Source organism: Kineosporia sp. A_224 (assembly GCF_002198655.1).
Classification (GTDB): domain Bacteria; phylum Actinomycetota; class Actinomycetes; order Actinomycetales; family Kineosporiaceae; genus R-H-3.
Genome location: NZ_MWLN01000198.1, coordinates 1 through 7,265, shown reverse-complemented (window position 1 = coordinate 7,265; position 7,265 = coordinate 1). Strand labels below are relative to the sequence as shown.

General features: G+C 71.9%; 6 protein-coding genes and 1 pseudogene. 1 reads left to right on the top strand and 6 read right to left on the bottom strand.

Features of this window, described 5'->3' with window-relative positions; genetic code table 11:
• The 3 genes from EDJALFJO_RS34515 to dnaB all read right to left on the bottom strand — a co-directional run.
• The coding region (locus EDJALFJO_RS34515; protein ID WP_158220535.1) for a response regulator at positions 1-427 on the bottom strand (427 nt) is incomplete at its 3' end.
• A gap of 232 nt (positions 428-659) precedes the next feature.
• Positions 660-2,507 carry an alpha/beta hydrolase gene (locus EDJALFJO_RS22985; protein ID WP_088288655.1) on the bottom strand — a complete coding sequence of 616 codons (1,848 nt, stop codon included), beginning with the start codon at positions 2,505-2,507 and terminating at the stop codon, positions 660-662.
• A gap of 211 nt (positions 2,508-2,718) precedes the next feature.
• Positions 2,719-4,062: a replicative DNA helicase gene (gene dnaB, locus EDJALFJO_RS22980; RefSeq protein WP_088288654.1), complete on the bottom strand. Its 1,344-nt coding sequence runs from the start codon at positions 4,060-4,062 to the stop codon at positions 2,719-2,721.
• 528 nt (positions 4,063-4,590) lie between these two features.
• Here dnaB and EDJALFJO_RS22975 point away from each other — a divergent pair.
• Complete coding sequence (locus EDJALFJO_RS22975; protein WP_088288653.1) at positions 4,591-5,940, top strand: MATE family efflux transporter; 1,350 nt, start codon at positions 4,591-4,593, stop codon at positions 5,938-5,940.
• 373 nt (positions 5,941-6,313) lie between these two features.
• Here the strand turns inward: EDJALFJO_RS22975 and rplI are convergent, their stop codons facing one another.
• The 3 genes and pseudogenes from rplI to EDJALFJO_RS36550 form a co-directional block, all read right to left on the bottom strand.
• Positions 6,314-6,760: a 50S ribosomal protein L9 gene (rplI, locus tag EDJALFJO_RS22970; protein WP_088288652.1), complete on the bottom strand. Its 447-nt coding sequence runs from the start codon at positions 6,758-6,760 to the stop codon at positions 6,314-6,316.
• Positions 6,761-6,777: 17 nt separating this feature from the next.
• Positions 6,778-7,014 (bottom strand): 30S ribosomal protein S18, encoded by a 237-nt coding sequence (rpsR, locus tag EDJALFJO_RS22965; protein ID WP_088288651.1) that lies wholly within the window; start codon positions 7,012-7,014, stop codon positions 6,778-6,780.
• A gap of 104 nt (positions 7,015-7,118) precedes the next feature.
• Positions 7,119-7,265: pseudogene (locus tag EDJALFJO_RS36550) on the bottom strand (single-stranded DNA-binding protein); the annotation flags it as partial.

Here is a 7,265-nt window from a genome sequence, read left to right as displayed (position 1 = left end):
GGCGGGGGATGGGCGGGGCGAGGCCGGTGAGAGCCTTGACCCTCGGCAGCAGGTGCGCCAGGACCATCTTCTGGACGGCGATCGCGGTGCGCGGCTCGGCGGGCCCCGTCACGTAGTCGGCGATCCCGGCGTCGAGCGCCTCGACGGTGGTCCGGATGCCGGCGTCGGTCGGGCTCGCGACGAGGACGACGACGACCGAGGGGTGCGTGCTCCGCAGCGCCTTGACGGTCCGGACGAGGTCGCCGTCGTTGACCTCGCTGTCGAGGGTGACGACGTCCGGCTTGAGCGTCGCGGTCTTCGCGAAGGCCATCGGCCCGGTGTCCGCGGTGCCGACGACCTCGACCCCGGGGTCGGTCGCGAGCGTCTCCGCGGTCGCCGTCCGGGCCGTCCGGGAGCCGTCGACGACGAGCACCCGGATCACGTGCACCGCTGGCTCCGCATCTGGACGTCGGCCGACGGCGGGACGGTGCGTCCTCGCCTTCCTCTGCCATCGACCGCCGGGCCCGGGAGGCTTAGCCCGTCGGGGTGACGAAATCGGGCTGACCAGGTCTGGCTGACGAGATCCGTGTACCGGGGGACGACGCAGCGGTGCCCCGCAGGACGAGTCCTGCGGGGCACCGCTGTCGAGCAGGTGCTCGGACGTGCCGGTCAGGCCGGGGTCAGCTGAGACCACCCGGCACGAACGGCGCGATCGGGGCCGGCTTGGCGCCCGAACGCGTCGACGGCGTCGCCTTCGAGGACGGCATCGGCGCCTGGGGGGAGACCCCCTGCACCTTCGCCGCCGCCGGCGGGGCCAGCGGGTCCGCGAACGGCTGCGGACCCACGCAGAGCGTGCCCCGCGCCGGCAGCGCACCGGTGAGCAGGTAGTTGTCCACCCCGGCGGTGACGCACTCCGAGGTGCCGTACGCGGTGTGCCCGAAGCTGTCGCTGCTCAGCAGGCGGCTGTTCGGCAGCAGCTTGGACGCCGCCACGGCGCCGGCGTAGTTCGTCGCCGGGTCGTAGAAGTTGCCGACGACGAGCACCGGCTTGACCGTGCGCCGCGTGAACGGGCCGGCGTACCGGTCCTCGTCCTGCGCGGTCCACGTGTTCGACGCGCACTGGGCCGAGCCCCAGGTCCACAGCGGACCGAAGCCGGGCGCCTTCTTCGCGGCCGCCGCCGAGTAGGCCGGCCAGTTGGCGGCACTCTTCGGGTTGAGCCCGTCCGTGCACAGGACCGCGGCGAACGCCTCCGGCGAGTTGTCGTACGGGAAGGCGTAACCACCGAACGCCTTGCGCTGCGCCGCCGTGACCGTGGCCTTCTTCGACTTCGCGGCTGCCTTGGCCTTGACCGCGCGCACGGTCTTGACCGCCGCCGCCCGCTGCTCGGCCGTCGCGGCGGGCAGGCTGCCCGTCACGGCCGCCGTGAGGAAGAAGTCGATGTCGGAGTAGCCGAAGAACGGGTCGTAGAGCGAGCCGAGCAGGATGCCGTAGATGTCGGCGTAGGTGACGGTGACCGAGAAGGTCGGGTCGAGCGGGTCGACGATCTCGATCGGTGCCTTCTTCGCCTTCGCGACGAGCTTGTCGAACTCGGTCTGCGGGTCGCCGACGCCGGCGAGCGCACAGAAGTCCGGGCCGGCCTTGTCGCAGCGGGCGAGGATCTCGTGGAGCGCCTTGTCGGCGCCCTCGCCGGACTTGATCCGCGCCGTCTGCGGCACGCCGGCGGTCTTCGGGGTGCCGGCCCAGCCGACGGGGTCGAGGACGCCGTCGATGACGACCGAGCGCACCCGGTCCGGGAACATGTTCGCGTAGGCCTGGCCGAGGTAGGTGCCGTAGGAGAAGCCGAGGAAGTTCAGCTTCTTGTCCCCGACGGCGCGGCGCAGGACGTCCATGTCACGGGCGACCTCGGCGGTCGACATGGAGGCCGACAGCGGCCGGCCGGTCGTCGAGCACGCCTTGCCCCACGCCTTGGCGGACTTCACCGCGGCGGCGTTCTCCTTGTTGCCGACGGGGAACGCGATGTTCAGGCCGGCGAGGTCCTTGCTCTGCGCGCCGAAGTTCGGCCAGCAGCGCACGTTGTCGCTGAAGTTCGTGCCGCGCGGGTCGAACCCGACGATGTCGAACCGGTCGAGCAGCGCCGGACTGAGGAAGAACGGCGCGGCGGCGGCGATCCCGACGCCCGAACCGCCCGGCCCACCCGGGTTGAGGAAGAGGGTGCCGATCTTCTGCTTCGGCTTGGCGGCCTTGATCCGCAGGACCGCGACGTCGGTCGTCGCGCCCTTCGGCTTGTCGTAGTCGAGCGGCAGGGTGGCCGTGGAGCACTCGGCACCCGGCGACCCGAAGAGCGCCTCGCAGTCGAACCAGGCGAGCTTCGGCGTCTTGACCCGGTCGACCCGGGTCGCCTCCTTCGTGCTGGTGCGGTCGTAGCCCGAGGCGGCGGAGGCAGAGCTTCCGAGGCCGAGGACAGGGATGGTGGTCGCCGCAGCGACGACCAGGGCGAGCCCGGTACGGGCCCGTCGAGTAGTACGCATCGTTCCCCCAAGCACGGCGTCCGAGCAGCACCCCTCGCGCTGCGTTCCGGATCGCCGAGGTCAACATCACGGGTGACGCGCCACGCCCGCAACCGGTTGCGCGCAATCTCCACACAAATCCGTCTGCAGGGGGATGCCGGGTCCGACCTTGTGGGTACACCGGCCCCCTCGAAGGGGGGTAGCGCTACTCATCCGGGCCTCGTCGGGGCCGTCAGACCGCCATGTCGACGAATCGTGAGTAGTGGCCCTGGAACGCGACGGTGATGGTGTCCGTCGGGCCGTTGCGGTGCTTGGCGACGATGATGTCGGCCTCGCCGGCGCGTGGGGACTCCTTGTCGTACATGTCCTCACGGTGGAGCAGGATGACCATGTCGGCGTCCTGCTCGATGGAGCCCGACTCGCGCAGGTCGCTGACCATCGGGCGCTTGTCGGTGCGCTGCTCGGGCCCACGGTTCAGCTGGCTGAGCGCGATGACCGGCACCTCGAGCTCCTTGGCGAGGAGCTTGATGGCGCGGGAGAACTCCGAGACCTCCTGCTGCCGGGACTCGACCTTCTTGCCGGACGACATGAGCTGCAGGTAGTCGAGCACGACGAGCTTGAGGTCGTGCTTCTGCTTCAGCCTGCGGGCCTTGGAGCGGATCTCCATCATCGTGAGGTTCGGGCTGTCGTCGATGAACAGCGGCGCCTCGCTCACCTCGCCCATCGTGCGGGCCAGGCGGGTCCAGTCCTCCTCGCGCATGGTGCCCTTGCGCATGTTCTGCAGCGGGATCCGGGCCTCCGCCGAGAGCAGTCGCATGGTGATCTCGTTCTTGCTCATCTCCAGGCTGAAGATCACCGAGCACATGTTGTGGTGGATCGCCGCGCTGCGGACGAAGTCGAGCCCGATCGTCGACTTGCCGACGGCGGGGCGGGCGGCGATGACGATCATCTGCCCGCCGTGCAGGCCGTTCGTCAGCCGGTCGAGGTCGGCGAAGCCGGTCGGCACCCCGGTGAGGCCGTCGCCGCGGTGGCTCGAGGCCTCGATCTCGTCGATCGCACCCTCGATGATCTCGCCGAGGACCTGGTAGTCCTCCTTCTGGGTGCGCTCGGTGACCTGGTAGATCTCCGCCTGCGCGGTGTTGACGATCTCCTCGACGTCGCCGCCCTCGGCCGCGTAGCCGAGCTGGACGATCTTCGTGCCCGCGGCGACGAGCCGGCGCAGGATGGCCCGCTCGTGGACGATCTTCGCGTAGTAGCCGGCGTTGGCCGCGGTCGGCACCGAGGAGATGAGCGTGTGGAGGTAGGCGTGGCCGCCGATCCGGCCGAGCTCGCCGCGCCGGGTCAGCTCGGCGGCGACCGTCACGGCGTCGGCGGGCTCGCCGCGGGAGTACAGGTCGGTGATCGCCTCGAAGACCGTCTCGTGCGCGGGGCGGTAGAAGTCCATGGAGCGCAGCTGCTCGACGACGTCCGCGATCGCGTCCTTCGACAGCATCATGCCGCCGAGGACGCTCTGCTCCGCCGAGATGTCCTGCGGCGGCGTGCGGCCGTAGTCCTCCGAAGGTGCCCGCCCGGGCATGTCGAGGTCAGCGAGAGACACGCAACCTTCTTCCTGCACCAGCCGGCACGACCGGACCCCTGCTGCACCACCGGACGGCGGTGCACCGGACAGATCTACCTTGCGCCACCGACAAGTCGGCGACCCCCTGCGACACGCCCCGCCGCCGGCCGGCGCGGGAGGTGCGCACCGCAACCTAGGCCCTCCGGGGTCGCGTCCCAAGCGGCTCCGGGTACCACCTGTGGACGACGCCGGGCATGTCTGTGGACGACAGGTGGACAACCTGGGGGTTGGGTCCACACCTTGTGGACAACCCTGTTGACCGAGGCCTCTGATCACGTAGTCACACGACCACTGACCTGCGACGACGCGATCCACGGCCTGTGGAGGAAAACTTCTTCGCGAAGTCGTTCGCGCGGTCGGGCGTGTTGCCGACCGGGCGTGTCGGACGACGCCCGGAGAGTCCTCGGACACCTCGCGGTGGCCGGTGCGTACCGTGCCCTGTGGAGAACGGGCGGTCACGCCCGACGCGGGCGAGCAGGGGGGCGGATGTCCGGCGGCGAGGCAGCACCGGAGCGGGACGTCGCCGACGCCCGCCGGATCCTCGCCCTCGCCGTCCCGGCCTTCGGCGCCCTCGTCGCCGAGCCGCTCTTCCTCCTCGCGGACTCCGCGATCGTCGGCCGGCTCGGCACCGCCCCGCTCGCCGGCCTGGGCATCGCCGGCGCGGTGCTCTCGACCGCGGTGAGCGTCTTCGTCTTCCTCGCCTACGGGACGACCGCGGCGGTCGCCCGCCGGGTCGGGGCCGGGGACCTGCGGGCCGCGCTCACCCAGGGCGTCGACGGGATGTGGCTCGGCGCGATCCTCGGCGTCACGACGGCCGCCCTCGCGTGGCCGGCGGCACCCTGGCTCGTCGGCCTCTTCGGCGCGACCCCCGAGGTCGCCGCCCAGGCCGTGGACTACCTGCGCTGGTCGCTGCCCGGTGTGCCCGCCATGCTCGTCGTGCTCGCCGCGACCGGGGTGCTCCGCGGCCTGCAGGACACCCGGACGCCGCTCGCGGTGGCGTCCGCGGGCGCCGTCGTCAACGCCGCCCTCAACGTCCTGCTCGTGCACGGCCTGGGTCTGGGGATCGCCGGGTCCGGGGCGGGGACGGCGCTCACCCAGATCGCGATGGCGGTGGCCACCGGGGTGGTCGTCGTCCGCGGCGCCCGGCGGCACGACGCGACCCTGCGGCCGGACGGGGCGGGCATCCTCGCCTCCGGGCGGGCCGGCGTCCCGCTGCTCGTGCGGACCCTCGCACTGCGCGGGGCGTTCCTCGTCACGACGTACGCCGCGACCGCGAAGGGGCCCGACGCCCTCGCCGCGCACCAGGTCGCGATGAACGTCTGGTTCCTCCTCGCGCTCGCCCTCGACGCGCTGGCGATCGCCGCGCAGGCGCTCACCGGGGTCACGCTCGGGGCCGGGGACGCCGCGGGCGCCCGGGCGGCGACCCGCCGGATGGTCCGCTGGGGGCTGTGGGGCGGCGTCGTCCTCGGCCTCGTGCTGCTCGCCGTCCGGCCGCTCCTGCCACCGCTGTTCGCCCTCGAGCCCGGGGCGCGGGACGCCTTCCTCGCGGTCCTCGTCGTCGCGGCCGTGACCCAGCCGCTGTCGGGGTACGTGTTCGTCCTCGACGGGGTCCTCATCGGCGCCGGTGACGGGCGCTACCTGGCCGTGGTGGGGGTCGTCCAGCTCGTGCTCTACGCCCCGCTCGCCCTCGTGGTGACGCTGCGGGCCCCCGAGGGCACCCCCGGGCTGGTCGCCCTGTGGGTCACGTTCACGTGCGGCTACATGGTCGCCCGGTGCGTGTTCCTCGGGCTGCGCGCCCGCACCGACGCGTGGCTGGTCACGGGCGCGAGCCGCTGACGCGTCCTCTGGCGGGTCGCACACCTCAAGACTCGTCGCCGGGGTCGGCGTCCGTCCTCTGGTGTGCGAAGCACCCTAAAACTGACTTTTAGCGTGCATCCTTCACCAGAGGACGGACGTTGAGTGCTTCACACACCAGAGGACGGCCCATCGCGAGCCGGGGCTCCGCCGTCACGGGTGCGCAACCCGCCAGAGGACCACAGGTGAGGTGCTTTCGACACCAGAGGACGCCGCGCGCGAGGGTGTGGCCCCGCGCGCGGCGCATCAGTGCGGGACAGCGCGAACGCACGCGCGGAAGGGCCCGACCTCCGCCGGAGGTCGGACCCTTCGTGATGACGCGTGGTGCGGGTGCGCCAGGTGCGGCGGACCGGTGTCAGTCCGCGACGACCTGGAGCTGGACCTTCGCCTGGACCTCCGGGTGGAGGCGGACGAGGACCGTGTAGTCGCCGGTCGACTTGATCGGCTGGTTGACCTCGACCTTGCGCTTGTCGACCTGCGGGCCGCCGACGGCGATGACCGCGTCCGCGACGGCGGCCGGCGTGACGGCGCCGAAGAGGCGACCGTTCGTGCCGGCCCGGACCGCCAGCTTGACCGGCTTGCCCTCGAGCTGGGCGCGGACGAGCTGCGCCTCCTCGAGGGTGGCGATCTCACGGGCGGACCGTGCCTTGCGGATGCTCGCGATCTGCTTCTCGGCACCCTTGGTCCACGCGGTCGCGAGACCGCGCGGGACGAGGTAGTTCCGGCCGTAGCCGTCCTTGACCTCGACGACGTCGCCCGGGGTCCCGAGACCGGTGACCTCCTGCGTGAGGATGAGCTTCATGAGTTCGTCCCCCTGCCTCAGCGAGCCGAGCTCGAGTACGGGAGCAGAGCCATCTCGCGGGCGTTCTTCACGGCCTTCGCGATCTCGCGCTGCTGCTGCACCGAGACACCGGTGACGCGACGGGCGCGGATCTTGCCGCGGTCGGAGATGAACTTGCGCAGGAGGTTGGTGTCCTTGTAGTCCACCTTCTCCACGCCCGCGGTCTTGAGCGGGTTCTGCTTCTTCTTGGGCTTGCGAATGGGTGGCTTCGCCATCGTGGTGCTCCTCCTCAGGAGCCCGGGCCCTGCCCGGGATGGTCGGTGGCCGGGGCGGGCCCCGGCCGGGATCTGCTACTGGTCAGTTCCGTCGTGCGCGACGGTCAGAACGGGGGCTCGTCCTGCGAGCCGCCGAACCCGCCGCCACCGCTGCTGCCTCCGCCCGACGGGCCGGTCGCCCACGGGTCGTCCGCCGGCGCCTGGGAGCCGCCGCCACCGGAGTAGCCGCCACCCCCGCCGCCACCGCCGGA

Bases quoted from the DNA above. Each gene is read 5' to 3' on its own strand.
- EDJALFJO_RS22985 (WP_088288655.1), bottom strand. From the start codon at position 2,507: ATGCGTACTACTCGACGGGCCCGTACCGGGCTCGCCCTGGTCGTCGCT.
- dnaB (WP_088288654.1), bottom strand. From the start codon at position 4,062: ATGCCCGGGCGGGCACCTTCGGAGGACTACGGCCGCACGCCGCCGCAG.
- EDJALFJO_RS22975 (WP_088288653.1), top strand. From the start codon at position 4,591: ATGTCCGGCGGCGAGGCAGCACCGGAGCGGGACGTCGCCGACGCCCGC.
- rplI (WP_088288652.1), bottom strand. From the start codon at position 6,760: ATGAAGCTCATCCTCACGCAGGAGGTCACCGGTCTCGGGACCCCGGGC.
- rpsR (WP_088288651.1), bottom strand. From the start codon at position 7,014: ATGGCGAAGCCACCCATTCGCAAGCCCAAGAAGAAGCAGAACCCGCTC.